A 26,597-nucleotide genomic window follows, 5' to 3' on the forward strand; every position below is an offset into this window, starting at 1 on the left:
ACTGTTTCACGTGAAACACCCTCCCTGGGCCGAAGGGCATGTTTCACGTGAAACCAATCGATCCCCGTCTGCTGCGGTACGCCCGCGCCACCCGCCTCTTCCTGGTGGCCGTCGTCGGTCTCGGTGCCGTCGGCGCCGGGCTGGTCATCGCCCAGGCCATGCTCATCGCCGAAGTGGTGGTGGGCGCCTTCCAGCACGACCATTCGGCCTCCGAACTCCGCACTCCCCTGCTGCTGTTGGTGGCCGTCGCCGTCGGCCGGGCGCTGGTCTCCTGGCTGACGGAGCTCGCCGCGCACCGGGCGAGCGCGGCGGTCAAGTCCGAGCTGCGGGGGCGGCTCCTGGACCGGGCGGTGGCGCTCGGTCCCGGCTGGCTGAGCGGACAGCGGACCGGGTCGCTGGTCACCCTCGCCACGCGCGGTGTCGACGCCCTCGACGACTACTTCTCCCGCTATCTGCCGCAGTTGGGGCTCGCGGTGGTCGTGCCGGTCGCGGTGCTGGCGCGGATCGTCACGGAGGACTGGGTCTCCGCGGCGATCATCGTCGGGACCCTGCCGCTCATCCCGCTCTTCATGGTGCTGATCGGCTGGGCCACCCAGTCCCGGACGGACCGTCAGTGGCGGTTGCTGTCCCGGCTGTCCGGCCACTTCCTGGACGTGGTCGCCGGGCTGCCCACGCTGAAGGTGTTCGGCCGGGCCAAGGCGCAGGCCGAGTCCATCCGCCGGATCACCGGCGAGTACCGGCAGGCGACGATGCGGACCCTGCGGATCGCCTTCCTCTCCTCCTTCGCGCTGGAACTGCTGGCCACGCTGTCGGTGGCGCTGGTCGCCGTGACCATCGGCATGCGGCTCGTCCACGGCGACATGGACCTGTACATCGGGCTGGTCATCCTGGTGCTGGCGCCCGAGGCGTATCTGCCGCTGCGCCAGGTGGGCGCCCAGTTCCACGCGGCCGCGGAGGGGCTCGCGGCGGCCGAGGAGATCTTCGCGGTGCTGGAGACACCGGTGCCGGTGTCCGGCGCGGGCGAGGTGCCCGCGGACGCCGCCCTGGCATTCGACGGGGTGACGGTCCGCTACCCGGGCCGGTCGGCCGACGCGGTCACCGACGTCTCGTTCACCGTCGAACCCGGTGAGACCGTCGCCCTGGTCGGCCCCAGCGGGGTGGGCAAGTCGACGCTGCTGCACGTGCTGCTGGGGTTCGTACGGCCCGCGGAGGGGCGGGTACGGATCGGGGGAGCCGACCTCGGCGAGGTGGACCTGGAGACCTGGCGGTCGCGGATCGCCTGGGTGCCGCAGCGACCGCACCTGTACGCCGGGACGATCGCCGAGAACGTACGGCTCGCGCGTCCCGACGCGGACGAGGACGCGGTACGGCGGGCGCTGCGGGACGCGGGGGCGCTGGAGTTCGTGGACGCGCTGCCCGAGGGGGCGGAGACGGTTCTCGGCGAGGACGGCGCCGGACTCTCGGCCGGGCAGCGGCAGCGGCTGGCGCTCGCCCGGGCGTTCCTCGCGGACCGGCCGGTGCTGCTGCTGGACGAGCCGACAGCCGCGTTGGACGGGGCGACCGAGGCGGAGGTCGTGGCGGCGGTACGACGGCTCGCCGAGGGGCGGACCGTGGTGCTGGTCGTGCACCGGCCGGCCTTGCTGTCGGTGGCGGACCGGGTGGTGCGGCTCTCCGGCGGCGAGGCCACCAGGGGGCTCCGCCCTCTGGACCCCCAGGATCTTCGACAACCCACCACCCGACTCGGTTCGTCGGAAGGCGAGGCGGAGCCACTCGGGCAGTTGGAAAGCGGGCTCCTGGAGTCGGCAGGCGGCCGTTCGAGGAGCGTGCTCGCGCGGGTACGTGCCGCGTCGGGTGCCCGGCGGGGGCGGCTGCTGCTCGCGCTGCTGCTCGGGGCTCTGGCGCTGGGCAGTGCCGTGGGGTTGATGGCGACCTCCGGGTGGCTGATCTCGCGGGCCTCGCAGCAGCCGCCGGTGCTGTATCTGATGGTCGCCGTGACGGCCACGCGGGCGTTCGGGATCGGCCGGGCCGTGTTCCGGTACAGCGAGCGGCTGGTGTCGCACGACGCCGTGCTGCGGATGCTCGCGGACACGCGGGTGGCGGTGTACCGGCGCCTCGAACGGCTGGCGCCCGCCGGGCTGCGGGCCACCCGGCGGGGCGACCTGCTCAGCCGGCTGGTCGCCGACGTGGACACCCTGCAGGACTACTGGTTGCGGTGGCTGCTGCCCGCCGGGGTCGCGGTGGCCGTGTCCGCCGGGGCCGTGGGGTTCACGGCCTGGCTGCTGCCCGAGGCCGGGGCCGCCCTCGCGGTGGGACTGCTGGCGGCCGGTGTCGGGGTTCCGCTGGTCACCTCCGCCGTGGCCCGTCGCGCCGAGCAGCGGCTGGCGCCCGCCCGCGGGCTGCTCGCGACCCGGGTGACCGACCTGCTCACCGGCACCGCCGAACTGACGGTCGCCGGTGCGCTGCCCGCCCGCAGGGCCGAGGCCCGGCAGGCCGACGGCACGCTCACCCGGATCGCCTCGCGGGGTGCCACGGCCACCGCGCTCGGCGACGGCCTGACCGCACTCCTGACGGGCCTGACCGTCGCCGCGACCGCGCTGCTGGGCGCCCGGGGTGTCGCCGACGGCCGGCTCGACGGGGTGACGATGGCGGTCGTCGTCCTCACCCCGCTGGCCGCCTTCGAGGCGGTGCTGGGGCTGCCGCTCGCCGTGCGGCACCGGCAGCGGGTGCGCAAGAGCGCCGAGCGCCTCTACGAGGTGCTGGACGCGCCGGAGCCGGTACGGGAGCCGGAGCGGCCGCGCCAGGCGCCCGCCACGCCGTTCCCCCTCGTGCTGAAGGGCCTGTCCGCCCGCTACGAGGGCCGGCGGCGGGACGCGCTCACCGGGGTCGACCTCACCCTCCCCGAGGGCCGCAGGATCGCCGTGGTCGGTCCCTCCGGCTCCGGCAAGACGACCCTCGCCCAGATCCTGCTGCGGTTCCTCGACCCGGACGCGGGCTCCTACACCCTCGCCGGCGTGGACGCCTACGGCATGGACGGCGACGACGTACGGCGGCTCGTCGGGCTGTGCGCCCAGGACGCGCACCTCTTCGACAGCTCCGTGCGCGAGAACCTGCTGCTCGCCCGGAAGGACGCCACCGAGGAGGACCTGCGGGACGTGCTGGGCCGGGCCCGGCTGCTCGACTGGGTGGACGGGCTGCCCGACGGACTGGACACCCTCGTGGGCGAGCACGGGGCCCGGCTGTCCGGTGGGCAGCGGCAGCGGCTGGCGCTCGCCCGCGCGCTGCTCGCGGACTTCCCGGTGCTCGTCCTGGACGAGCCCGCCGAGCATCTGGACCTGCCCACGGCGGACGCGCTCACCGCGGACCTGCTGGCCGCCACCGAGGGCCGTACGACCGTGCTCGTCACGCACCGGCTGGCGGGCCTGGAGGCCGTGGACGAGGTGCTGGTGCTCGACGCGGGCCGGGTGGTGCAGCGCGGCCCGTACGCGGAGCTGGCCGCAGAGGCGGGGCCGCTGCGCGCGATGGCGCAACGGGAGGCGGCGGCGGAGTCACTGGTGGGTACGGCGACCCCGTAGCCGACTTGGACCCCTTGGTCGGTCAGGACCCGTCGGCTGTTCCGGTGGCGTCAGCCGCGGGCGGACAGCAGCTGCTCGATCACGACCGCCACCCCGTCCTCGTTGTTGGCGACCGTGCGGCCGGAGGCGGCGGCGATGACGGCGGGGTGGGCGTTGCCCATCGCGTACGAACGGCCGGCCCAGGTCAGCATCTCGACGTCGTTGGGCATGTCGCCGAAGGCCACGACCTCCTCGGGCGAGATGCCGCGCTCGGCGCACTCCAGGGCGAGCGTGCTGGCCTTGGAGACACCCGGGCCGCTGATCTCCAGCAGGGCGCTCGGGCTGGAGCGGGTGACGGTGGCGCGGTCGCCGATGGCGAGCCGGGCGAGGGTGAGGAAGGCGTCGGGGTCGAGCTCGGGGTGGTAGGCGAGGATCTTGAGCACGGGCTCGCCGCCGCTCGGCCCGCCGGCCGCGAGGATCTCCTCGGCGGGCAGCAGATGGTCCGGTATCTCCATGTGCATCTTGGGATAGGCCGGCTCCTGGTGGAAGCCGTACGTCTGCTCGATCGCGTACACCGTGCCGGGCGCGGCCTCGCGCAGCAGCCATACGGCGTCCAGCGCGTTCTCGGTGGCCAGCTCGCGCACCTTCACGAAGCGGTGGGCGCCGCGGCCGCCGTGCAGGTCGACCACGGCGGCGCCGTTGCCGCAGATCGCCAGGCCGTGGCCGTGCACATGGTCGCTGACCACGTCCATCCAGCGGGCCGGGCGGCCGGTGACGAAGAAGACCTCGACACCCGCCTCCTCGGCGGCGGCCAGCGCGGCCACCGTCCGCGGGGAGACCGACTTGTCGTCGCGCAGCAGGGTGCCGTCGAGATCGGTGGCGATCAGCCGGGGCGGGGTCGCGAAGGCAGGGGTCTCGGGCTGTCGGGTCGCTGAGGTCACCGGGCCATTCTCGCGCATATGCCCGCACGCCAGTGCGGCACAGTGCACAGATGAGACACAGACGACTCCGAAGTGTCCTGAAGGGCGCCTCAGCCCAGCTGGGCCGGGGCCTCCATGGCGATCTGCTCGAAGACCTTCTGCTCGGCCGCGAAGTCCGAGTCGGGGATGGGCCAGTGGATCACCAGCTCGGTGAAGCCCAGCTCCTGGTGGCGGCCGGCGAAGTCCACGAAGGCGTCCAGGGAGTCCAGCGGCCGGGCCCGGTCCGGGGTGAAACCGGTGAGCAGGACCTTCTCCGGCTCCGAGGCGTCCCGGCCGATCGCCGCGCAGGCCTCGCCGAGCCGGCCCAGCTGGCCGCGGAGCGCCTCGACCGACTGCTCGGGCGTGCCGTTCTCGTAGAGCTTCGGGTCGCCGGTGGTCACCCACGCCTGGCCGTGCCGGGCGGCCAGCTTCAGCCCGCGCGGGCCGGTGGCCGCGACCGCGAAGGGCAGCCGGGGCCGCTGCACGCAGCCGGGGATGTCGCGCGCCTCGTGGGCCGAGTAGAACGTGCCCTCGTGGGTCACGGAGTCCTCGGTGAGCAGCCGGTCGAGCAGCGGCACGAACTCGGCGAACCGGTCGGCGCGCTCGCGCGCGGTCCACGGCTCCTGGCCCAGCGCGGTGGCGTCGAAGCCGGTGCCGCCGGCGCCGATGCCCAGCGTCACCCGGCCGCCGGAGATGTCGTCGAGGGAGATCAGCTCCTTGGCGAGCGTCACCGGATGCCGGAAGTTCGGCGAGGTCACCAGGGCGTCGACGCGGATACTCTCCGTAGTCATGGAGGCTACTGTCAGAGTCGGTACCGCGCCGAACCAAGCTGTGTCGCGGAAGCACCGCCAGGGCGGGTGATCGTAGGTGTACGCCGTCCGGAAGCCGAGCGATTCAGCCCCGTGTCAGATCGTCAGACCTTCGTTCCAGGGGGGGGGCATACCTCAGCCAGCCCCGATGTCACCGACGGACGAGTCCGGGTCGTAACTGCGGAGAATGCCTACGAACCGGTCGAGCAGGGAAGTGGCGGCGGCGTCCGGATAACCGGTGTTGAAGTGCATGACCCCGTTTCGGACGTCCTTCACGCGCCGGAGCAGACCGACGAAGTGACTACGGTCCACCCCGGGCCAGTTGAGCTTCTTCCAGCGCTCTTCGTCGTCGAGCAGCCGGATGTACTCGCCGAACATCAACTGGTCGACGTTCCTCCGGCGTCGGTCCCTGTGTACCTGTCGAACGTCCTCCTCGCCGAATGCCCGGCTGAGACAGCGACGGAGCCGCCGTTCGATCTCGCCGAGTACGAAGAAGGGGCCCGCAACGGCCACGAATTGGTCGGCGAGGTCTGCTGAGGTGACGATGCCCGTCACCGATCCCGCGGCATTGCGAACCAAGACGAAGCCGTATGTCTGGATGTATGGCAGTACCGGTAGGAGATAGGCGGTCGCTTCAGCCACGTGATAGTCGCTGGTGAGGGCGTTCCGGACGGTGGGTTGCCGGCCGGTGGCGTGCATATGGGCGATGGAGGCCCAGGTCACGACGCCTTGGAGCGAGCCCAGGCTGTCGAGGACGGGCAACTGGGAGAAGCCCCGTTCGGCCATGATGCTCATGGCCTTGGGCAGCATGTCGTCGGGCGCGATCGAGACGGCTCCGCTCACGGCCGAGGAAAGCGCGCCGACCCGTAGAGCCGTCTGAGGCAGCAGGCCAACGGGATCCTCCCCAGGTGTCTCGTCCGGTGACTCGTCGGGCTCCGGTGGGGCGTCCACGCTCGTTGCCTGGAGCGGGCTCTCGGCAACCGCCCTTGGGGTGTCAGGGCTGACGGCTCGGTCTGTGCCCGCGTCGGTGTCACTGGTGGTGTGCCGCCGTGAAGGACCAGCGTCAGTGCCAGGCAGCGGCACCACACGGATCTCGCCGTCGATCGGGCCTACAGCGAAATCGGGCGTTGTGGTCAGCCCGGCGTTGCTCAGGTCGAGCGCGATACGCGATACCGCCGCATGGTTCCGGAAGCGAATATTCCATCGGGCCAGCAGTTGGCGTCGGCTCAGCGTGCCACCCGCCAGGTCCGCGACATCGAATTCACCCAAGGCTGACATCGGCTTCCTCACGGACCGTCACTTTGCCCATGGCTCTCTCTACAAGGCCCAGCAGACGCTCGGCTCGGTCCCGGTAGAACGCCTCGAAGTCGTCGTCGCGGAGGGTTTGCGGGTTGATGAGGTGCGTTCCGACCACGTCGTCGAGCCAGTCACCGCTGAGTCCGGTCGCCTTCTCCAACGCGGCGAGGTAGACGGAGGGGGAGTTGCCTCCGATTGCCTGGTAGGACTGATAGGAAAGTGCGGTTTTGTTGACGATGCTGGTCATTCGAGAGCTGTCAGCCTCATTGCGGTCGAACCATGCCTTGGGGAAGACCTGTCTGATGTCGACAGACCAGCCGGTCAGGTTCTGTGCGCTAATTGCCTCGTCGGGGGAGAGCCAGTCCACTGCGCCCTCTTTCATCAGCAGCGCATGGATGCCCTTGTAGGCGGCGCTGTTGCGTGAGGCCAGCCGGTGCAAGCGCTGCTCCTGGAAGGAAGCCTCGGTGATGGTGTCCGGCTCGGGGCCTCCATCCCTGAGCCAGGCGATGACCTGTTCCACGTCGCGGACGAAGCGGGTGTCGGTCACACCTCCGTACAATTCACCGAGCACTCCGCACCAATACCAGCGGGACAACCCGTCCTTGATCGTGGACTCCTGGAGCGCTTCTCTGCCGAGAAGTGCGGCGATGGCTGCCAGTGGTACCAGCTGCGAGCCGTACGGCAGATCCCTTTCCCTGAAGACATGCTGCGAGCCGAGGAACTTGCCGACCCAGGCAAAGGCTCGGGTGACCTCGGGAGCGAACGCGTTGTAGTCGGCCAAGGGAAGGCGCAGCAGATCACGGCGCTTACAGCTGACCGCGGGCGGACTGGCGGTGCCGGAATTGTCCGCCATGAACCGCTGCTTGCGCTGCCAGGTCTGCACGAGAGCGATGGTTTGGAGAAAATCCAGACTGGTCAGCCCGGTCTCGTGGCGGCTGTCGGCGTCGATGGAGCCGAAAACCGGGTACGCGCTGCTGAGCACCTGCTTGGTCGTCTTCCACTCCTCGCTGAGGCTGAAGTCCCGACCGTGTTCACGGGTGTACTGGTCGTCTCCGGCATAGGTCGCGGTGAGCAGTTCGAATACGTTGAGAATCACGCCACCCGTATTGACCCGCTCGAAAACCGAGCAGACCGCATCCTTCTGGGTCTCCCTGGGCAAGCGGATCAACGGCACCTTGAAACCCTTGACCGTGTCGATGACCTTGGCCTGGAACGCCGACCAGGTGTCCCAGCGGTCCTCGGAAGCGCTGACGTAGGTGCGCTGCCACCTGCCGGTACCGTCTGCGTCGAAGATCAGGTTCAGCGGGAAGTAGCCGGCTGCGCATTCGGCGTCCCTGGTGGTCAAGTCCTGGATGATCCGCCCGAAGGAGCCGCGCAGGATGCGATCCGCGGGGACGGACCGGATCGCCTCGTCCCGGTCGGACTTCTCGTCCACCGCCAGCGAGATGTCGATGTAGTACCAGCGTTGGACGGGCTTGTTCCGTGCGTCACTCGTCTCCACTGGCCGGTCCGACCGTAGCGCCTGGAACAGCGAGGTCAGCCGTTGCTGTCCGTCCAGCAGAAGCTGTTCGGGAACGGTGTCGGGCTGTACCCCGGTTCCATGCAGTGGCCGTGCTTTGAACTGCGCCTCGCCGCCCGTGTCCAGTGTCATCGCCACGCCCAGCGGATAGTCGAGCGTCACCGTGGCCAGCAGAGCGCGGATGCGGTCGTCGTCCCACTTCCATTGACGTTGGAAGTCCGGCAACTGGATCTTTCCGACCGCGACATCGTCCAGCATTCGGCCCAGGCTCGGGCCATCCAGCGCCACCACGTGTACTCCCCGGCTCGCACTCGTACCGTCGCGCACGAGCACCGGCTTGCGCGTACTGCCGACGGACAGGTCCCCTTCGATGATGCCTGATAGGTGGCCCTCCAAGGGGCTGTCTTCCGGATTCGCCGACGGCTCTGGAATCCCGCGTGATTGACGCATCGTCAGCGTCAGTACAGAGGCTTGGTTGGCGCTGCGCCAGCCGGGTTCAGTGGCCATGGTGACGTCCGGCCTCGACGACATAGCACGGTTGTGCGGGGACCGCGTTCGGCTCATCGGCATCTGAGCGGGCCAATGCGTTCGCCGGCCGAAGGGAATCTTCGCAGGTCAGGATGCGATAGGTGAAACAGCCTTGACTGAGGTGACGAGCGTGCCCAGGCGCAGCCGGTCGGTGACGGTCGCGGCGGCGGTCAGCGTCGGGATCGCACCGAACCACGGGCCGTCCCGGAAGGTGCGCCAGGACAGGTGGTCGTAGGTGTAGGCGGTGTGGAAGCCCAGTTCCTCGGCCCGCGTCCAGTCGGTACGGCCGCCCTCGCTCCAGCGGCGGTGGGGCAGGATCACGGTGCTCAGACGCAGACTCATGCGTCCGAGACTAAGCGGACCCGTCGACAGCGGACGAAACGGTCACCGTATGCGGCCGCTCAGCCACGGCGTGAGCAGGTTCGCGGAGAGATGCTCCTTGTACGTGCGGTCCCCGGGCAGCGGCACGACCAGCGAGGCCGTGGGCGGGAAGCGGCGGGCGCGGACGTGGGCCAGGCCGCCGAGGACCGACCGGAGGAACGCGGGCACGTCGTCGCGCGGGATGTCGTGGAACTCGACGCCCTCGACGGTGATCAGCGCGTCGTCCTCCGGGTAGAGCCGCACCCGCACCCGGGGCACCCCGCCGAACTCGGCGTACGCCTCGTGCGGCAGCGAACCGTCCGGGTCGGCGGTGACGCCGAGGCCCGCCGCGCTACGGCGCGAGGTCCGGTCGGCGCCGATGTCGTGCGTCACCTCGATCGCGCGGCCGTACTCGGCGGCGACCGCGTGGAGAGCGGTGACGGCCGCCTCGGTCGTGGGGAGGTGCCCGGCGTACTCCGAATGGTCCATACCAGTCATGATGCCGGGGTCAGTGCGCGTCGGGGAAGCGCAGGTACTCCGGCGGTACGGCCCTGGTCAGCCAGACCCCGTTCGCGCTGATGTGGAAGACATGGCCGTCCCGGTGCATCGCGCCCGCGTCGACCGACAGCACGACCGGACGGCCGCGCCGGGCGCCGACCCGGGTCGCGGTCTCGCGGTCCGCCGACAGATGGACGTCGTGCCGGTTCATGGGCCGCAGGCCCTCGGCCCGGATCGCGTCCAGGTTCCGTGCGACGGTCCCGTGGTGGAGGTACGGCGGCGGGGTCGCCGGGGGCAGTCCGAGTTCGACGTCGATGCTGTGGCCCTGGCTGGCGCGGATCCGGGTGCCGTCGATCGCGAACCGCTGCTTGTCGTTGCTGGCGACGACGTGGTCGAGTTCCTCGCGGGTGACCGGGAAGCCGTGTGCGGCCACCGCCGCGAGCAGGGTGTCGATCTCCACCCAGCCGGCTTCGTCGAGCGCGAGGCCGATGCGCTCGGGCTGGTGGCGCAGGTGCTTCGAGAGGTACTTCGACACCTTCACGGTGCGCCGCTCGTCCCACGCCTTGTCGTTCTGTCCGATGTTCGGCTTGTCATCTCGCCTGTCGTTCCGTCTGGGGTGCTTCTTGTCGTTCACCTCACCAGCGTGCCGGGAGAGACGGGGATCACGCAGTTATTTTTCGCCGGAGGTTTGATCCACAACCAAGTGCAGTTATCCACAGGGGAATTGGCGGCACTGTGGACAACCGCTGGGCGATTCAGGGTGTTTCGTCAAGATCGTTAACAGGGTGGTGATGTGCGGTCAGCTCGTCCAAGTGCCGGGCCCGTACCTCGCGTTCGGCGGCCAGCGCGATGAACTCGGCGGTGCGGTCGGGACCAACAAGACGCCGTACGGCCTGAATCGTGTCGGCGGGAAGAGACACGGTACGCGACTCCTCCCGGCCGGCGGGCCGCTGCCCCGCACCCAGCTGTCGCCGCACCTCACGGGTCGCGAACAGACGCATGGCGCGGGCGAGTTCGGCGTCCACCGTCTGCTGCGCGAGGGGGCGCAGGCGTCGTACCAGGGAGGCCGCCTCGGCCGCTTTCGCGTCGGTGCGGTGGTCCGGGTCGTCGAGGTAGCGGGCGAAGACGTGCTCGGTGGTGAACTCCAGGAAACGGGCGGCGATGTGCTCCACCTGGACCCTCAACTCCCGCAGGTGCTCGGAGATCGCGAGGAGAGGCACCCCGGCCGCGTGCAACTCGGCCGCCACGGCGAGCTCTTGCGGGCTCGGGACGAGGAACGAGTCGGGGTCGCCGTCCGCCGGCTCCAGGATGCCGAGCTCCACCGCCTCGCCTACGGCCAGGTCGTCGGGGGTGCCCCCGAAGCGGGCGTCCAGCTCGGCGCGGGAGAGCCGGACCGGTTCCTCGTCCGTCCAGGGCCCCTCCGCCTCGGTCACCAGACCGAGGACGCCCGCCAGGCCCCGCCCGGTGTCCCAGGCGTCGAGCAGCTCCTTGATGGACGCCAGGGTGTAGCCGCGGGCCAGGAGATCGGCGATCTGGTGCAGGCGGGTGAGATGCGCGTCGGAGTAGACATTGGCCCGCCCTCGGCGCTCCGGGCGGGGGAGCAGCCCCTTGTCCTGGTAGGCACGGATGGTCCGCACGCTGGTCCGGCTGCGGTGAGCCAGGTCCTCGATGCGGTAGGAGGGGGTGGCCGGGGGGTCGGTCATGTGGGGTTCCTTGAGTGGAGGCGGTACGGGGTCGCCCGCGGCTGACGAGAAGCGGCTGGGCAACGCCCCTTCAGGGGCGCGGGGAACTGCGCGACCAGCCCCCACTCACTCGCAGACGGACAACGGTCCCCGCCTACGCCACCACCGTCACAGCTTCGGCTCCACCCGCGCGATCCGCCGCAACACCCCCGGCGCCACCCGCGACAGCACCCGGGCCCCCCGCGCCTCCGGGGTCACCGGCACCACGGCCCTGTTCTTCTGCACCGCCTCCAGGATCGCCGAAGCCACCTTCTCCGGCGGGTAGTTCCGCATCCCGTACAACCGCGCGGAGCGCTGCTGCCGACGCCGTTCCTCCGCCTCGTCGACCCCGGCGAACCGCGCCGTCGACGTGATGTTGGTGTTGACGATGCCGGGACAGATCGCGGTCACCCCGACGCGCCGGGGCGCCAGTTCGGCACGCAGGCACTCGGAGAGCATCAGCACCGCCGCCTTGGAGGTGCTGTAGGCGGGCAGGGCGCGGGAGGGCTGGTAGGCCGCCGCCGACGCGACGTTCACGATGTGGCCGCCCTGGCCGCGCTCGGCCATCCGGGCCCCGAAGAGCCGGCAGCCGTGGACCACGCCCATGAGGTTGACGTCCAGGACCTTGCGCCAGTCGTCCGTGGTCGTCGCGAAGAAGGACCCCGACAGGCCGATGCCCGCGTTGTTGACCAGTACGTCCAGGACGCCGTACTCGCGGTGGACCTTCTCCGCGAGCTTCTCCATCGCCTGCTCGTCGGAGACGTCGGCCGTCTCCGCCCAGGCGTCCGCCGCGCCGACCAGCCGGGACAGCTCGGCGGTGCGGGCGGCGGCCTCCGCGTCCCGGTCCACGGCCACCACCCGCGCGCCCGCCTCGGCGAAGGCGAACGCCGTCGCCCGGCCGATGCCGCTGCCCGCGCCGGTGACCAGGACCAGCTGCCCGCCGAACCGCTGGGCGTGGCGGTCGGCACGCCTGGGCTCCGCGCCCCGCCCGTCCTCCACCGACGTCACGAACTCCTCGATCCAGGCCGCCACCTGGTCCGGCCGGGTGCGCGGGATCCAGTGCTTGTCGGGCAGGGTGCGCCGGGTCAGCTGCGGCGCCCAGCGCTCCAGGTCGTCGTAGAGCCGCTCGGAGAGGAACGCGTCGCCGAGGGGCGTGATGAGCTGCACGGGCGCGTGCGCGTACGCGTCCTCGCGCGGGCGGCGCAGCCGGGACCGTACGTTGTCGCGGTACAGCCAGGCGCCGTGCGCCGCGTCCGAGGGCAGGGAGGCGGTGGGGTAGTCCCCGGAGGCGGGGAGCCGCTCGACCCGCTGGAGGATCTTCGGCCACTGCTTGCCGAGCGGGCCGCGCCAGGCCAGCTCGGGCAGGGCGGGGGTGTGCAGCAGGTACACGTACCAGGACTTGGCGCCCTGGCCGAGGAGCTGGCCCACCCGGCGGGGTGTCGGGCGCTTCACGCGCGCGTTGATCCAGTGCCCGAAGTGGTCGAGGGACGGCCCGGACATCGAGGTGAAGGAGGCGATCCGGCCCTCCGTGCGGCCCACCGTGGCGAACTCCCAGGACTGCACCGAGCCCCAGTCGTGGCCGACGAGGTGTACCGGGCGGTCCGGGCTGACCGTGTCCACGACCGCCAGGAAGTCGTCGGTCAGCTTGGCCAGTGTGAAGCCGCCGCGCAGTGGCCGCGGGGCCGTCGAGCGGCCGTGGCCCCGGACGTCGTACAGGACGACGTGGAAGCGGCCGGCCAGGCGGGCCGCGACCTCGGACCAGACCTCCTTGCTGTCCGGGTAGCCGTGGACGAGGACGACCGTCGGGTCCGACGGGTCGCCCAGTTCCGCCACGCACAGGTCGACGCCGCCCGTGTGTACCCGGCGCTCGCGCGCGCCTTCCAGTGCCGTCACTTGTCCTCCGCCCAGCGCCGCACGTGCGGCAGATCGTCGTCCAGCCAGAAGGCGTTCTGCTCGGGGTCCCGGGAGTCGGTGACCACCAGGATCTCCTCGAACTTGGCGCCCGTACCCCGGAATCCGAGGTGCGGTTCGACCGCCCACAGGCCCGGCCGGGGCGGGTGGTCGGAGAAGCGGTACGGCGACCACAAGGGCGACCAGCCCTCGCGGTGGCCGTGCAGCGCGTCGGCGGCGAGGCCCTTGAGGGACTGGGTGCCGAACCCGAAGAGATGCGGTGACCAGCGCCGCTGTCGCACCCGGTCCACCTTGTGGGCGATCACGCCGAACGGGTACGCGCGGTGCCGGTTGGCGTAGCCCTGGCGGACCATCAGGCGGTCCACGTCCTGGTAGATCTCGCGCAGCGGCCGCCGCTCGCGCACCTCGTGCAGGAGCAGCTCCCGGTGCGCCTCCAGGTCGGCCATCAGCCGGTCCTGCACGGGGTTGGCCCCGAGGGAGCCCGAGTAGCCGATGTCGGCCGTGTAGCCCTCGTACACCGGGGCCAGGTCCAGGATGAAGGGCATCCCGGGCTCGAGCCGGCGGTCGGTGGGGAAGAACTGCAGCGGTATGCGGAAGTTCACGAACGCCGTGCGGTCGCCGAACCAGGCGAAGGGGAGGTGGAACCAGTCCCGCACGCCCCGCTCGCGCAGCCACGCGCGCTGCATCCGGGCCGCCTCGCGCTCGGTGATCCCCGGCTCCAGCCGGGCCGCGACCGCCTCGGCGCACTCGTACGCGAGCCGCTGCACCCGCCGGAAACCCTGGAGCTCCGTGGCGCGTTCTTCCTTCGATGCCACTGCCGTCGTCATCCGCCCCGTCCCCGTCCCCGTCGACTGCGGTACGTGCCCGTAACTTGACACTGGTGAATGTGACAGTTGTTAGAGGCGACGTCAATAGGAGGGACAGGGCCTGTGGATAACTCTGCGTAGCTCTCAAGCAGGGGATCCCCTAGGGCTCCGTAATACTCGAGAGTGATGCGAAGACGGCTCTCGGGTCTGACGACCGGCCGTGGTCCAGGTCACTACCTTCGACGATGTGACTGTGATCGCGACCGAAAGCCTGAGCAAGCGGTTCCCCCGGGTGACCGCGCTCGACCGGCTGTCCGTGGACATCGGACCCGGTGTGACCGGACTCGTCGGAGCCAACGGCGCCGGCAAGTCCACCCTGATCAAGATCCTGCTGGGTCTGTCCCCCGCGACCGAGGGCCGAGCCGAGGTGCTCGGCCTCGACGTCGCGACCAAGGGCGCCGCCATCCGCGAGCGCGTGGGCTACATGCCGGAGCACGACTGCCTGCCGCCCGACGTCTCGGCCACCGAGTTCGTCGTGCACATGGCCCGGATGTCCGGCCTGCCGCCCGCCGCCGCGCGCGAGCGCACCGCCGACACCCTGCGCCATGTCGGGCTCTACGAGGAGCGGTACCGCCCCATCGGCGGCTACTCGACCGGCATGAAGCAGCGCGTGAAGCTCGCCCAGGCCCTGGTGCACGACCCGCAGCTGGTCTTCCTCGACGAGCCGACCAACGGCCTCGACCCGGTCGGCCGCGACGAGATGCTCGGCCTGATCCGCCGCATCCACACGGACTTCGGCATCTCGGTCCTGGTCACCTCGCACCTGCTCGGTGAGCTGGAACGCACCTGCGACCACGTGGTCGTCGTCGACGGCGGCAAGCTGCTGCGCTCCAGCTCCACCACGGACTTCACGCAGAGCACCACCACCCTCGCGATCGAGGTCACCGACAGCGACGCGCACCCCGACGGCACCCGCGCGGTGCGCGACGCGCTGCACGCGCGCGGGGTGGAGACGGACAACGAGGGCGGCGGCCTCCCCGGCGCCGGCCACATCCTGCTGCTCACCGCCCAGGGCGAGGAGACGTACGACCTGATCCGTGACGTGGTCGCCGACCTCGGCCTTGGCCTGGTGCGCATGGAGCAGCGCCGGCACCACATCTCCGAGGTGTTCACCAGCAGCGACGACGAGCAGCGGAAGGAGGCGGCCGTCCATGGCGGTTGAGCAGCCCCTGGCCACCCCCGCGGGTGACCAGTCCCGGATCCACGACATCGGCTACCGCGGCTACGACGGCCCGCGCCTGGGCCGCGCCTACGCCCGCCTGTCCCTCTACTCGCAGACCCTGCGCGGCTCCTACGGCCTCGGCCGCTCGGTGAAGTCCAAGGTGCTGCCGATGCTGCTGTTCGCGGTGATGTGCGTGCCCGCGGCCATCATGGTCGCCGTCGCCGTCGCCACCAAGGCGCACGACCTGCCGGTGTCCTACACGCGGTACGCGATCATCATGCAGGCGGTCATCAGCCTGTACGTCGCCTCGCAGGCACCCCAGGCCGTCTCCCGCGACCTGCGCTTCAAGACCATCCCGCTGTACTTCTCGCGGCCCATCGAGACCGCCGACTACGTCCGGGCCAAGTTCGCCGCCCTGGGCTCCGCGATGTTCATCCTCACCGGCGCCCCGCTGGTCGTGCTCTACGTGGGCGCCCTGCTCTCCAAGATGGACTTCGCCCACCAGACCAAGGGGTTCGGCCAGGGACTGCTCTCGGTGGCCCTGCTGTCCCTCCTCTTCGCCGGCATCGGCCTGGTCATCGCGGCGATCACGCCGCGCCGCGGCTTCGGCATCGCCGCCGTGATCGCCGTCCTGACCATCTCCTACGGCGCGGTCTCCACCCTCCAGGCCATCGCCGACTCCCAGGGCAGCACCGGCGCCATCCCGTGGATCGGCCTGTTCTCGCCGGTCACCCTGATCGGCGGCCTGAGCTCCGCCCTGCTCGGCGGCACCAACACCTTCCCCGGCGGCGACGGACCCTCCCACGCCCAGGGCGCGGTGTACCTGCTCGTCGTCCTCGGCCTCATCGCCGCGAGCTACGGCCTTCTGCTGCGCCGCTACAAGAAGGTGGGACTGTGACCACGCTCTCCATCGACCACGTCTCCCGCTGGTTCGGCAACGTGGTCGCCGTCAACGACATCACCATGACCATCGGCCCCGGGGTCACGGGCCTGCTCGGCCCCAACGGCGCCGGAAAGTCCACCCTCATCAACATGATGGGCGGCTTCCTCGCCCCCTCCACCGGCACGGTCACCCTCGACGGCCAGCCGACCTGGCGCAACGAGGCCATCTACAAGCACATCGGCATCGTCCCCGAGCGCGAGGCGATGTACGACTTCCTCACCGGCCGCGAATTCGTCGTCGCCAACGCCGAACTGCACGGCCTCGGCGCCAAGGCGGCCCAGAAGGCGCTCGCCACGGTCGAGATGGAGTACGCCCAGGACCGCAAGATCCAGACGTACTCCAAGGGCATGCGCCAGCGCGTGAAGATGGCGTCCGCCCTGGTCCACGACCCCTCGCTGCTCCTCCTCGACGAGCCCTTCAACGGCATGGACCCCCGCCAGCGCATGCAGCTGATGGACCTGCTGCGCAGGATGGGCGACGAGGGCCGCACGGTCCTCTTCTCCTCCCACATCCTCGAAGAGGTCGAGCAACTCGCCTGGCACATCGAGGTCGTGGTCGCCGGACGGCACGCGGCCAGCGGCGACTTCCGCAAGATCCGCCGCCTGATGACCGACCGCCCGCACCGCTACCTGGTCCGCTCCAGCGACGACCGCGCGCTCGCGGCCGCCCTGATCGCCGACCCCTCCACCTCGGGCATCGAAGTGGACGTCACCGAGGGCGCGTTGCGCATCCAGGCCATCGACTTCGGCCGCTTCACCGCCCTGCTGCCCAAGGTCGCCCGCGACCACGGCATCCGGCTGCTCACGGTCTCGCCGTCCGACGAGTCCCTCGAATCCGTGTTCTCTTACCTGGTCGCGGCGTAGGAGGCCGAAGATGTACGACCCCACAGTCGCCCGCCTCACCTACCGGGCCCTGCTCGGCCGTCGCCGGGCCCTCATCCTGGGCGCCCTGCCCCTGCTGCTCATCGCGATCTCCGTCGTCGTCCGCGGCCTCGCCGGTGCCGACGACCAGACCGCCGCGGACCTGCTCGGCGGCCTCGGGCTCGCCACGATGGTGCCGATCATCGGCGTCATCGCCGGCACCGGCGCGATCGGCCCGGAGATCGACGACGGCTCGGTGGTGTACCTGCTGTCCAAGCCGATCAAACGGCCGACGATCATCTTCACCAAACTGATCGTGGCGATCGCCGTGACGATGGTGTTCTCGGCCCTGCCCATGCTCATCGCGGGCTTCGTCCTCAACGGCAACGGCCAGCAGATCGCCGTCGCCTACACGGTCGCGGCCCTCGTCGCCTCCATCGCCTACGCCGCGCTCTTCCTGCTCCTTGGCACGGTGTCGCGGCACGCGGTGGTCTTCGGGCTCGTCTACGCCCTCGTCTGGGAGGCCCTGTTCGGCTCCCTGGTGTCCGGCGCGCGCACGCTGAGCGTTCAGCAGTGGGCCCTGGCGGTCGCCCACAAGGTGACCGGCGGCGAACTGGTCACGTCCGACGTGTCGTTGACGACGGCCACGGTGCTGCTGATCGCGGTCACCGTCCTGGCGACCTGGTACGCGGGCCAGAAGCTGCGCTCGCTGACGCTGGCGGGCGAGGAGTAGACGCCCGCCTTATTGACGGGGGCTTCACCTCTGTCCGGGCACACTGGGCAAAGGGGACGTTCTGTGGAGAGGAACGGGGATGGCAGAGGACTGGGACGGCATCGTTCTGAACGAGGACTTCATACGGTCGGCCGAGACCTCGGAGCCGTCCGCGCGGGCGCGGATGCTGGCCGCGCGCTGGCGCGCGGAGGCGCCGGAACCCCAGCCGTGGCGGTCGGACGAGCCGCCCGCCGGGTGGTTCTTCAGCAAGGGGCGGCGGCGTTGGTGGCGCCGGTAGGTGGTTCTTCGGCTGCGCGCCGGTGGGGGCCGGTCGCGCAGTTCCTCGCGCCCCTGACGGGGCGCGTGCAGTGGGCGCCTCTCAAATAATCACTGGCGTCCAACTCGGCCCGAAGGCACAGTTGTTGTGTCACCCCACCATCTGGGAGAGGAGCCGGACGATGTCCATGCACGACAGTACGTCCCGCTCCCACCAGGGCAGCCCTCGGCGGATCGCCGTGTAGCTGCCCGGGGCGGCCGCTTCGAGCACGCGATGGTCGCTCTCGCGTGGGCCGCCCACCCGGAGGATTGGCCGAGTGGTAAGGCACTGGCTTGCTAAGCCATGGTCGGGCCTGAAAAGCCCGCGCACGTTCGATCCGTGCATCCTCCGCAGAACTTGTAAACGTGCGTGAGTGTCCCCACCCAAGGGGCGCGGGGAACTGCGCGACCAGCCACAGACGGCCCGCAGCTACCCCACCACCTCAGCCCAGCAGACGCTCCACGACCACCGCGATCCCGTCCTCCTCGTTCGAAGACGTCACCTCGTCGGCCACCGCGCGAAGCTCTTCATGAGCATTGGCCATGGCCACCCCGTACGAAGCCCAGGCGAACATGGGCACGTCGTTCGGCATGTCGCCGAAGGCGATCGTGTCGGCGGACCTCAGCCCCAGCCGGCGCGCGGCCAGCGACAGCCCCGTCGCCTTCGACAGCCCGAGCGGAAGCAGCTCCACGATGCCCTCGCCCGCCATGGCCACCGTGACGAAGCCCCCGGCAGCCTGCCGGGCCGCTTCCGCCAGCTCGTCGTCGGACAGCTCCGGATGCTGTATGTAGATCTTGTTCAGCGGCGCCGCCCAGAGGTCGGCGACGTCCGTGAAGGGGGTCGACGGGAGATGCCCCGTCACCGCGTACCCCGGCCCCACCAGCACGTCGCCGTCGAGGCCGTCGCGGCTCGCCGCGAGGTACAGCGGGCCGACCTCCGCCTCGATCTTCGCGAGGGCGACGCCGGCCAGCTGGCGGTCCAGCGTCACGGACGTCAGCAGACGGTGCGACCCGGCGTCGTACACCTGCGCGCCCTGGCCGCACACGGCGAGGCCGTCGTAGCCGAGGTCGTCGAGGATGTGCCGGGTCCAGGGGACCGCGCGGCCGGTGACGACGATGTGCGCGGCGCCCGCCGCGGTGGCCGCGGCGAGCGCTTCACGGGTGCGCGGGGAGATCGACTCGTCGGAGCGCAGCAGCGTCCCGTCGAGGTCGGTGGCGATGAGCCCGTAGGGGAAGCTCACCGGGACACCGGCTCCAGGACCTCCCGGCCGCCCAGGTACGGGCGCAGCACCTCGGGTACGCGCACCGAGCCGTCGGCCAGCTGGTGGTTCTCCAGGATCGCCACGATCGTGCGCGGTACGGCGCAGAGCGTGCCGTTGAGGGTCGCGAGCGGCTGCACCTTCTTGCCGTCGCGCATCCGCACGGACAGCCGGCGGGCCTGGAAGCTGTCGCAGTTGGAGGCCGACGTCAGCTCGCGGTACTTGCCCTGGGTCGGGATCCACGCCTCGCAGTCGTACTTGCGGGACGCCGACGCGCCGAGGTCGCCCGAGGCCACGTCGATGACCTGGAAGGGCAGCTCGAGGCCGGTCAGCCACTGCTTCTCCCAGTCCAGGAGCCGCTTGTGCTCGTTCTCCGCGTCCTCCGGAGCGACGTAGGAGAACATCTCGACCTTGTCGAACTGGTGCACCCGGAAGATGCCGCGGGTGTCCTTGCCGTACGTGCCCGCCTCGCGGCGGAAGCAGGGCGAGAAGCCCGCGTACCGGCGCGGCAGCTGGTCGGCGTCGATGATCTCGTCCATGTGGTACGCGGCGAGCGGGACCTCGGAGGTGCCGACCAGGTAGTAGTCGTCCTTCTCCAGGTGGTACACGTTCTCCGCGGCCTGGCCGAGGAAGCCGGTGCCCTCCATGGCGCGCGGGCGGACCAGCGCGGGGGTCAGCATCGGGGTGAACCCGGCCTCGGTGGCCTGCGCGATCGCCGCGTTGACCAGCGCCAGCTCCAGCAGCGCGCCGACGCCCGTCAGGTAGTAGAAGCGCGAGCCGGACACCTTGGCGCCGCGCTCGACGTCGATGGCGCCCAGCGCCTCGCCGAGCTCCAGGTGGTCCTTGGGCTCGAAGCCCTCGGCGCCGAAGTCGCGGATGGTGCCGTGCGTCTCCAGGACGACGAAGTCCTCCTCGCCGCCGACCGGGACGTCGGGGTGCACGAGGTTGCCGAGCTGCAGCGCGAGGCGCTTGGTCTCCTCGTCGGCCTCGTGCTGCTCGGCGTCGGCGGCCTTGACGTCGGCGGCGAGCTGGCCCGTCTTCCTCAGCAGCTCGGCCTTCTCGTCGCCGGAGGCCTTGGGGATGAGCTTGCCGAGCGACTTCTGCTCGTTGCGCAGCTCGTCGAAGCGGACGCCGGAGGACCTGCGCCGCTCGTCGGCGGAGAGCAGGGCGTCGACGAGCGCGACGTCCTCTCCACGGGCGCGCTGGGAGGCGCGCACACGGTCGGGGTCCTCACGGAGCAGGCGAAGGTCAATCACGGGGCCAAGGCTACCGGGGTGGGGTGGCCGCTCACGAATCACTATTCGTATGTGTTCCGAATCGCGGCTTACGTTCCGTTATGGGGGAATTGCCGAGCGTGTCAATAAAAAGTGTCTCACTCCCCGGGACGGGGCAGGCGGGCGGCCGGTGGTTGACTCGATTCCCTTGTGGAGGGCGGGACTTGGGGGCGCGGTTGTCCACAGGGATCCCCACCCTCGCGAGAGTTATCCACAGGGTGTGTGGATGAGGTGTGGACTTCAGAATTGATCACTCCACGAGCGTCCTGTGAAGAGAGGAATTCCCGGTTCAAACCGGGGCAACACCCACTTTCGAGTGGAAAGGCGTCGCTCCAAAAGATGAACCATGGGAAACGAGTGGACGAAGGGTGATGCGAGTGATCACGACCCCATCGGGGGGCCGTAGGCCGATTTGTCGACAGACTCATGCTTCGCTGTCGACTTGTCCCCAGGTCGAGAAGGGCACCTGTGGATAACTCCTGTGGATAACGAAGATATGAACGTATGGCCGGTTAGAAACGGCCGTCCTGGCAGCGCGCCACCCAGTCCGAGGCGGTCACGAACTCCTCGTCCGAGGTCCCCGGGCGCAGCGGCCCGACGGTCTCGCCCGGCTTCATGTCCGCTCGCGGGTACGAGCCCAGGAACCGCACCTGGCGGCAGATCCGCTTCAGCCCCATCAGGGCCTCCGCCACCCGCCGGTCGGAGATATGGCCCTCGGCGTCGATGCAGAAGCAGTAGTTGCCGATGCCGGCGCCGGTCGGCCGGGACTGCAGCAGCATCAGGTTGATGCCCCGGGTGGCGAACTCGCCGAGCAGGTCGCGCAGCCCGCCGGGGTGGTCGTCGTTCTGCCAGAGCACGACCGAGGTCTTGTCGGCGCCGGTCGGGGCCGCCGGCCGGGCCGGGCGGCCCACCAGGACGAACCGGGTCTGCGCGTTCTCCGCGTCGTGGATCCCGGTCTCCAGGGCTTCAAGGCCGTAGCGCTCGGCCGCGAACTCACCGGCGAACGCGGCGTCGTAGCGGCCCTCCTGGACCAGGCGGGCGCCGTCCGCGTTCGAGGCGGCGGACTCCCAGAGCGCCTCCGGGAGGTTGGCCCGCAGCCAGTTGCGGACCTGCGGCTGGGCGACCGGATGGGCGGTCACCGTCTTGATCTCGGAGAGCTTGGTGCCCGGGCGGACCAGCAGCGCGAAGGTGATCGACAGCAGCACCTCGCGGTAGATCATCAGCGGCTCGCCCGCGACCAGTTCGTCGAGGGTCGTGGTGACCCCGCCCTCGACGGAGTTCTCGATCGGCACGAACGCGGCCTCGGCCTCGCCGCCGCGCACCGCGTCCAGCGCGGACTGCACCGAGACGTAGGGGATCAGCTCCCGGGTGGCGGCCTCCGGAAGCGTGCGCAGGGCGACTTCGGTGAAGGTGCCTTCGGGACCGAGATACGCATAGCTCGCTGGCATGTCCCTCACCCTAATGGGCGCAGGGGAGCCCGGCTCACTTGTCTCGCCGGAACCACTCGACCGGGTGGTTTGAAATGCGGAATCGCACCAATAGTGATCAGAAACCACTGTGGTAACCGCAGATCACGCTTGATCAGCCTTCCAGCAGCCGCTGTCCCACATACTCCCCGTCGCCCGCCCCGCCCGGCACCGCGAACAGTCCACTCGCCTCGTGCCGGATGTACTGCGACAGCGCGTCCCCGCGGTCCAGCTTCCGCTGCAGCGGCACGAACCCGCGCAGCGGATCCGCCTGCCAGCAGACGAAGAGCAGCCCCGCGTCCGGCGTCCCGTCGGCGTCGATGCCGTCGTGGTACGAGAACGGGCGCCGCAGAATGGCCGCGCCCCCGTTCTGGTCGGGCCGGGTGATCCGCGCGTGGGCGTTGATCGGGACGACGTACTCGCCGTCGGCCCTGGCCTTCTCCAGGTCCATCGCCGTCGTCTCGGTGCCCCCGGACAGCGGGGCCCCGTTCGCCTTCTTCCGCCCGATCACGTTCTCCTGGGTGGCGAGCGACAGCTTCTCCCAGTCGTCGAGGAGCATGCGGATCCGCCGTACGACGGCGTAGGAGCCGTTCGCCATCCAGGCGGGCTCACCGGACGACGGCACGAAGATCCGCTGGTCGAAGTCCGATTCCGTCGGCTTCGGATTGCGCGTGCCGTCCAGCTGGCCCATGAGGTTGCGGGCCGTCATGGGGTGGGCGGTCGCCCCCGGAGTGCGGTTGAAGCCGTTCATCTGCCAGCGCACCTTGGCCGCGCTGCCCGCGTCCTTCTGGATCGCGCGCAGGGCGTGGAAGGCGACCAGGGCGTCGTCGGCGCCGATCTGCACCCACAGGTCGCCGTTGCCGCGCGTCCGGTCGAGGTGGTCGGAGGAGAAGTCGGGCAGCGGGTCCAGGGCGGACGGGCGCTGCTTCTCCAGACCGGTGCGGGCGAAGAAGCTGTTGCCGAAGCCGAAGGTGATCGTCAGCGACGAGGGACCCGCGTCCCGGGCCACCTCCGTGTCGTCCTGCGTCATCGGCTCGCCCGCCATCAGCCGCCCGGCCGTCGTCGACCAGCGGCGCAGCAGCGCGGCGGCCTCCGTGCGGCCGGCGCCCGCCGCCAGGTCGAAGGCGACGAGATGGCCGCGCGCCTGGAGGCCCTCGGTGATGCCCGGCTGATGTTTCCCGTGAAACATCGCCCGGCCGGAGCCCACCGAACTGAGCGGGGTGGCCCCGGCGGGCGCGGCCGCGTAGCCGACGCCCGCGCCCGCGGCGCCGAGGACGAGCCCGGTGGCCCCGGCGGTGCCGAGCAGCGCGCGCCGGCTGACGCCTCCGGCCGGGGGAGCCGCGGGACTCTCCTCGCCGGCGGACGGACGGAGGGACGAGGACGGTTCAGCCATGGTGCGGTTCAGCCGATCTGCGCGTTCTTGGAGACGGTCACCTGGTCGATGTCGGAGGTCCGCACGGTCACGGAGACCTTCCAGTCGCCGGCCATGGGGATCTGCACCCCGTTGGCGGCCCAGTGCCCGGTGGTGACGTGGTCGGGGGCGACGGGAAGCGGCCCCAGGTTCTTGGCGGCGAGGGTGAAGGCGACCTTCACCTCGGGGATGTCGAAGGCGCGCCCGTTGGGCCGCTGGACGTAGACGTGCATCTCGTTGCTGCCCACGGTCGCGGGGTCGAGGTCGACCCGGACCACGCCCTTGCCGTCCGTGCCGCCGGTGTCGAAGGACATGTCGAGGGTCAGCGCGCCCCCGGAGGAGTCCGACGCCGACGAGGACGACGAGGAAGCCGCGGTGGCGGCCTTGGCCTCCTGCTCGGTACGGCCGGGCTCGGTCTGCGTCAGCACGGTCGTGACGGCGAGCAGCACGACGGCGACCCCGGCCTCCGCGAGCACCGAGCGGCGCAGCCCGAAGCGGGTGGGGTCGGCGTCCCGGACCCGCTTCTGCCGGGCGCTGTCCACGGCGGCCTGCTGCCGGGCCAGTTGGGCGGCGCGCCCGGGGCTGTCGTCGTCGGCGGAGGAGGACCGACCGGCCGACCCGCTCTTGCCGGAGACCTTGCCGGAGACCTTCGCCCCGGACTTGACGGCGGCCTCCTTGGTGGCGGCGGACGCCTTGACCTTCTCCTTCTCCTCGACCTCCGCGGACTGCTCTTCCTCCTCGGTGACGGCCGGGTCCGCGAGCCGTCCCGTCCACCGCCGCGAGATGGACGCGATGCCGACGAGCAGCGCCACGAGCGCGATCTTGACGAGCAGCAGCTGCCCGTAGGTCGTGTCGGTGAAGGCCGACCAGGAGCCGAGCTGGCGCCAGGACTGGTAGATGCCGGTGGCGACCAGGGCGAGCACGGACCCGAAGGCGACGCGGGAGAAACGGTGTACGGCGGTGGCGTCGACGGGGGTGTCGGCGGGCGCCCGGTACAGGGCGACCAGCAGGGCCGTGAGGCCGCCCAGCCAGGTGGCGACCGCGAGCAGATGGAGGACGTCGACCGGCATCGCGATGCCCGGCTGGAGCCCGGTGGAGGCGTGCTCGGCCATGGCCCAGCTCGCCGCGAGCCCGGCGGCCACCACGGTCCCGCCGACGGCGAGGCCGAAGGTCAGGTCGCGCTTCTCCTCTTCCTCCTCGCGCTTGTCGTAGGCGCCGAAGAGGACGGCGATGAACAGCGCGGCCGCCGCGAGCAGCAGCAGCCGGGAGACCAGGGCCGCGCCGGGCTTGGTCTGCAGGACCTGGCCGAGCAGGTTGAGGTCGAAGATGTCGCCGACGCTGCCGGAGGTCGTGTAGGAGCCGCGCAGGAGCAGCAGCCAGAGGGTGGCCGCGGTGAGCGTCAGCCAGCCGCCGACGACCAGGCGCTGCATGGCCCGCACCCCGGAGCCGCGCTGCCAGCAGGCGAGCACGAAGGCGGCGCCGCCGACGAGCACGATGTACCCGGCGTACGACATGTACCGCCCGAAGCCGTAGAGCCAGCCGACGACCCCGCCGCCCGCGTCCTGGTCCCCGACCGAGGCGACTGTCTTGGAGGGCGCTCCGACGGAGAAGGTGTAGGCGCCGGCGACGGGGTGGCTGTCGGCCGAGACGACCTGGTAGGCGACGGTGTAGGTGCCCTTGCCGAGCCCGCTCTTGAGCTGCACGCCGTAGGTGGTGCCGCTCAGGTTGGTGGGCTTGCCCTTGTCGACGCGCTTGCCCTGGGGGTCGAGGACCCGCAGCGAGTTGTCGTTCATCGACACGTTCTCGGAGAACGTGAGCGAGACCTGGTCGGGCGCCTTCGGGACCACCACCCCCTGGGAGGGGTCGCTGCCGGTCAGCGCGGCGTGCGCGGAGGCCGGCCCGGCGCCGGCCAGCAGCGCGCCGGTGACGGCGAGGAACAGCAGCACCAGCGTGCGCAGGCGGGGGGTGATGGTCCGCTTCAAGGTCGGTCCCTCCCTCAGTGTCCGGTCGACGGGTTGTACGTGGCGGACTTCACCGGCATCTCGACGGTGAGCGGACCGGATTCGGCGAACTTGAGTTTCACAGTGATCGTGTCGCCCTGTTCCGGGCGGCGCTTCAGCTTCTCGAACATCAGATGATTGCCTCCGCTTTTGAACACGAGTTGACCGTGTGCGGGCACCTCGAAGGAGTCGACCTCCTCCATCGCCCCGCCGTTGGTCTCGTGCATGGTGATCTCACCGGCGGAGTCGCTGCTGACGGAGGTCAGCTCGTCCTTCGTGCCGCCCTTGTTGGTGATCGTCAGGAATCCGGCGGCCATGTCGGCGGAGACGGGCTGCGGCATGTAGGAGGCGGCGACGGACAACTCGGCCGCCGAGGAGCCGGAACCGGAGCCGCCGCAGCCCGCGAGGGCGAGGGCCCCCGTGATCGCTATCCCGGTCAGGGCGAGGTGCCTCCCGGGCTTCATGGGTTTCACGGGTTCTCCCCCTTGATCAGCTCGGGGAGGTCCTTGGTGTAGTCGTCGACGGTGGCGTCCTCGCCGTAGAGGACGTAACCGCCGTCGGTCTTCGGCGAGAACGCGATGACCTGGGTGCCGTGCACCGAGACGACCTTGCCGGTCTTCTTGTCCTTGTGGGTCGGCTCGATGGAGATGCCGAGGGTGCGGGCGCCGGCCTGGATGGTGGCGAAGTCGCCGGTCAGGCCCACGAAGCTGGGGTCGATGCCCTTGAGCCACTTGCCGAGTTCGGAGGGGGTGTCACGGGCCGGGTCGGTGGTGACGAACACGACCCGCAGCTTGGCCTGGTCGGCCTTGGACAGCGCCTTCTTGGCGACCGCGAGGTTGTTCATGGTCAGCGGGCAGACGTCGGGGCAGTGCGTGTAGCCGAAGTAGATCAGCGTGGGCCGGCCCTTGGTCTCGGCCCGCAGGTCGTACTTCTTGCCCTGGGTGTCGGTGAGGACCAGGTCCGGCTTCTCGAAGGGCGTGTCGAGGATGGTCGCGGCCTTGTTCGAGGTGTCCCCGGCGACCACCGTGACGGGAGACGTGGAGTCGTCGCCGCTGCCGCAGGCGGAGAGGGTCAGGGTGGCGGCGGCGAGCAGCGCGGCCGCGGCGAACGTCTTCTTGCGCATAGGAAAATGTCCCAGATGTGAGAGATCCGGCGCGCACCGGGGTGGTACGGCGGC

The 26,597-nt window shown here is 70.6% G+C and carries 22 protein-coding genes, 1 tRNA gene and 2 pseudogenes; 7 read left to right on the forward strand and 18 right to left on the reverse strand.

Annotated features, from left to right (window positions below; all coding sequences use genetic code 11):
- Window positions 1-47: 47 nt before the first annotated feature.
- A complete protein-coding gene (cydD, locus tag ACGFZS_RS10300) occupies window positions 48-3,572 on the forward strand; it encodes a thiol reductant ABC exporter subunit CydD (RefSeq protein ID WP_393794732.1) in 3,525 nt (1,174 codons plus the stop codon).
- Between the two features lie 50 nt (window positions 3,573-3,622).
- Here the strand turns inward: cydD and ACGFZS_RS10305 are convergent, their stop codons facing one another.
- The 10 genes and pseudogenes from ACGFZS_RS10305 to ACGFZS_RS10350 form a co-directional block, all read right to left on the reverse strand.
- On the reverse strand, window positions 3,623-4,510 hold the full coding sequence (locus tag ACGFZS_RS10305) for an HAD-IIB family hydrolase (protein WP_393794733.1): 888 nt from the start codon (window positions 4,508-4,510) through the stop codon (window positions 3,623-3,625).
- A 71-nt stretch (window positions 4,511-4,581) separates the two neighbouring features.
- A pseudogene (locus tag ACGFZS_RS10310) lies at window positions 4,582-5,409 on the reverse strand (LLM class flavin-dependent oxidoreductase); the annotation flags it as partial.
- A gap of 45 nt (window positions 5,410-5,454) precedes the next feature.
- Entirely contained in the window at window positions 5,455-6,609 is a 1,155-nt protein-coding gene (locus ACGFZS_RS10315; protein ID WP_393794734.1) for a CBS domain-containing protein, read from the reverse strand.
- A complete protein-coding gene (locus tag ACGFZS_RS10320; protein ID WP_393794735.1) occupies window positions 6,581-8,641 on the reverse strand; it encodes a DUF262 domain-containing protein in 2,061 nt (686 codons plus the stop codon). Before ACGFZS_RS10320 ends, ACGFZS_RS10315 begins: the two co-directional genes overlap by 29 nt.
- Before the next feature lie 117 nt (window positions 8,642-8,758).
- A pseudogene (locus tag ACGFZS_RS10325) lies at window positions 8,759-9,004 on the reverse strand (LLM class flavin-dependent oxidoreductase); the annotation flags it as partial.
- Window positions 9,005-9,046: 42 nt separating this feature from the next.
- A complete protein-coding gene (locus ACGFZS_RS10330) occupies window positions 9,047-9,511 on the reverse strand; it encodes a hypothetical protein (protein ID WP_393794736.1) in 465 nt (154 codons plus the stop codon).
- A 19-nt stretch (window positions 9,512-9,530) separates the two neighbouring features.
- On the reverse strand, window positions 9,531-10,100 hold the full coding sequence (locus ACGFZS_RS10335; protein ID WP_393794879.1) for an RNA 2'-phosphotransferase: 570 nt from the start codon (window positions 10,098-10,100) through the stop codon (window positions 9,531-9,533).
- A 175-nt stretch (window positions 10,101-10,275) separates the two neighbouring features.
- On the reverse strand, window positions 10,276-11,223 hold the full coding sequence (locus ACGFZS_RS10340; RefSeq protein ID WP_393794737.1) for a MerR family transcriptional regulator: 948 nt from the start codon (window positions 11,221-11,223) through the stop codon (window positions 10,276-10,278).
- Window positions 11,224-11,370: 147 nt separating this feature from the next.
- Window positions 11,371-13,134 (reverse strand): SDR family oxidoreductase, encoded by a 1,764-nt coding sequence (locus ACGFZS_RS10345; RefSeq protein WP_393794738.1) that lies wholly within the window; start codon window positions 13,132-13,134, stop codon window positions 11,371-11,373.
- Window positions 13,131-13,979 (reverse strand): M24 family metallopeptidase, encoded by an 849-nt coding sequence (locus tag ACGFZS_RS10350; protein WP_393794739.1) that lies wholly within the window; start codon window positions 13,977-13,979, stop codon window positions 13,131-13,133. The genes ACGFZS_RS10345 and ACGFZS_RS10350 overlap by 4 nt, the downstream gene beginning before the upstream one ends.
- 232 nt (window positions 13,980-14,211) lie before the next feature.
- Here ACGFZS_RS10350 and ACGFZS_RS10355 point away from each other — a divergent pair, with 232 nt between their 5' ends.
- The 5 genes from ACGFZS_RS10355 to ACGFZS_RS10375 all read left to right on the forward strand — a co-directional run bounded on the left by ACGFZS_RS10355 (window position 14,212) and on the right by ACGFZS_RS10375 (window position 17,993).
- A complete protein-coding gene (locus ACGFZS_RS10355; protein WP_365695450.1) occupies window positions 14,212-15,180 on the forward strand; it encodes an ABC transporter ATP-binding protein in 969 nt (322 codons plus the stop codon).
- On the forward strand, window positions 15,170-16,078 hold the full coding sequence (locus ACGFZS_RS10360; RefSeq protein ID WP_355724491.1) for an ABC transporter permease subunit: 909 nt from the start codon (window positions 15,170-15,172) through the stop codon (window positions 16,076-16,078). Before ACGFZS_RS10355 ends, ACGFZS_RS10360 begins: the two co-directional genes overlap by 11 nt.
- Entirely contained in the window at window positions 16,075-16,986 is a 912-nt protein-coding gene (locus ACGFZS_RS10365) for an ABC transporter ATP-binding protein (protein ID WP_385677385.1), read from the forward strand. Before ACGFZS_RS10360 ends, ACGFZS_RS10365 begins: the two co-directional genes overlap by 4 nt.
- 10 nt (window positions 16,987-16,996) lie before the next feature.
- Window positions 16,997-17,716 (forward strand): ABC transporter permease, encoded by a 720-nt coding sequence (locus tag ACGFZS_RS10370; RefSeq protein WP_355724496.1) that lies wholly within the window; start codon window positions 16,997-16,999, stop codon window positions 17,714-17,716.
- A gap of 79 nt (window positions 17,717-17,795) precedes the next feature.
- Window positions 17,796-17,993 (forward strand): hypothetical protein, encoded by a 198-nt coding sequence (locus ACGFZS_RS10375; protein ID WP_355724499.1) that lies wholly within the window; start codon window positions 17,796-17,798, stop codon window positions 17,991-17,993.
- A 129-nt stretch (window positions 17,994-18,122) separates the two neighbouring features.
- Here ACGFZS_RS10375 and ACGFZS_RS10380 read toward each other — a convergent pair whose 3' ends face one another.
- Window positions 18,123-18,272, reverse strand: coding sequence for a hypothetical protein (locus ACGFZS_RS10380; RefSeq protein ID WP_393544772.1), 150 nt, complete (start codon window positions 18,270-18,272; stop codon window positions 18,123-18,125).
- Between the two features lie 2 nt (window positions 18,273-18,274).
- On the opposite strand from ACGFZS_RS10380, the gene ACGFZS_RS10385 reads away from it, so the two are divergent.
- A tRNA-Ser gene (locus tag ACGFZS_RS10385) sits at window positions 18,275-18,362 on the forward strand.
- Between the two features lie 91 nt (window positions 18,363-18,453).
- Here the strand turns inward: ACGFZS_RS10385 and ACGFZS_RS10390 are convergent.
- From ACGFZS_RS10390 to ACGFZS_RS10420, 7 genes are all read right to left on the reverse strand, one after another.
- On the reverse strand, window positions 18,454-19,251 hold the full coding sequence (locus tag ACGFZS_RS10390) for an HAD family hydrolase (RefSeq protein ID WP_393794740.1): 798 nt from the start codon (window positions 19,249-19,251) through the stop codon (window positions 18,454-18,456).
- Window positions 19,248-20,525 (reverse strand): serine--tRNA ligase, encoded by a 1,278-nt coding sequence (gene serS / locus ACGFZS_RS10395; protein WP_355724507.1) that lies wholly within the window; start codon window positions 20,523-20,525, stop codon window positions 19,248-19,250. The genes ACGFZS_RS10390 and serS overlap by 4 nt, the downstream gene beginning before the upstream one ends.
- A gap of 530 nt (window positions 20,526-21,055) precedes the next feature.
- Window positions 21,056-21,991, reverse strand: a complete 936-nt coding sequence (gene pheA, locus ACGFZS_RS10400; protein ID WP_393794741.1) for a prephenate dehydratase — start codon at window positions 21,989-21,991, stop codon at window positions 21,056-21,058.
- A gap of 133 nt (window positions 21,992-22,124) precedes the next feature.
- A complete protein-coding gene (gene efeB / locus ACGFZS_RS10405; RefSeq protein ID WP_393794742.1) occupies window positions 22,125-23,402 on the reverse strand; it encodes an iron uptake transporter deferrochelatase/peroxidase subunit in 1,278 nt (425 codons plus the stop codon).
- Between the two features lie 8 nt (window positions 23,403-23,410).
- Entirely contained in the window at window positions 23,411-25,402 is a 1,992-nt protein-coding gene (locus ACGFZS_RS10410) for a copper resistance CopC/CopD family protein (RefSeq protein ID WP_393794743.1), read from the reverse strand.
- 14 nt (window positions 25,403-25,416) lie between these two features.
- Window positions 25,417-25,884 carry a copper chaperone PCu(A)C gene (locus tag ACGFZS_RS10415; protein WP_393794744.1) on the reverse strand — a complete coding sequence of 156 codons (468 nt, stop codon included), beginning with the start codon at window positions 25,882-25,884 and terminating at the stop codon, window positions 25,417-25,419.
- 5 nt (window positions 25,885-25,889) lie between these two features.
- Window positions 25,890-26,543, reverse strand: a complete 654-nt coding sequence (locus ACGFZS_RS10420; RefSeq protein ID WP_393794745.1) for an SCO family protein — start codon at window positions 26,541-26,543, stop codon at window positions 25,890-25,892.
- Window positions 26,544-26,597 lie beyond the last annotated feature (54 nt).

This window comes from Streptomyces sp. NPDC048288 (assembly GCF_043201555.1).
GTDB lineage: Bacteria > Actinomycetota > Actinomycetes > Streptomycetales > Streptomycetaceae > Streptomyces.